The organism is Vibrio sp. 03_296 (genome assembly GCF_002265885.1).
In genome coordinates this window covers 1-669 of the sequence record NZ_NPKW01000462.1, presented here as the reverse complement: position 1 = coordinate 669, position 669 = coordinate 1, and the positions used below count along the sequence as shown (strand labels likewise).

At 44.2% G+C, this 669-nt stretch carries 1 pseudogene; it reads right to left on the bottom strand.

Going from position 1 to position 669, the window contains the following annotated elements:
• Positions 1 to 47 precede the first annotated feature (47 nt).
• Positions 48 to 669 (bottom strand): annotated as a pseudogene (locus CIK04_RS25405) (hypothetical protein); the annotation flags it as partial.

The window sequence follows — 669 nt, the reverse complement described above, 5'->3', positions numbered from 1 at the left end:
ACTCAGATTTTCAAGACTGATAGATTTGTTATTTTTATAAATGCTCTTTATAGGATGGTAGAGAGGAAACACTTTGCCACTGGCAACACTGAGTTTGTTAACTGGATCACTAAAAAATATGCAACCAAGAGCACTGGTGGTTTTTGCGGAAATAATGAAAAAGGCTCCGACATGCAGAGCCTTTTATTTAAACGTTTAAAATCAAAACGATAGGAGGTAAAGTAACGATACTCTTCTCCGGGGGAAAGTAGGCAACTGGGTTGTGGCCAGTCCGGATGGTTCGGCGAATCCGGTAAAAATTGGGTCTCCAGCGCCAAGCCTGCATAGTCTCGATATTCACTGCCACTGCGGTTTGGTGTGCCTGCCAGCCAATTACCCGTATAGAGCTGAATGGCGGGTTTGTTGCTACAAACAGACAAACGAATCAACTCATCAGGCGAGGTCACACACGCAACGGGCAGAGAACACATCGCGCTCTCGTTCAAACAGTATAGCTGTGAAATCATACCCTTTAGCACATTGTTGCTGCTCAATCTTGGTAGCAAGGTTGCACCAATGGTTTTTTCTGTATTGAAATCAAAACTGGTACCAGAAACCCTTCGCAGCGTACCCAATGGGGTGCCAACATTATTGGTCGGCAAATAACATGGGGCATTTAACATCAACTTA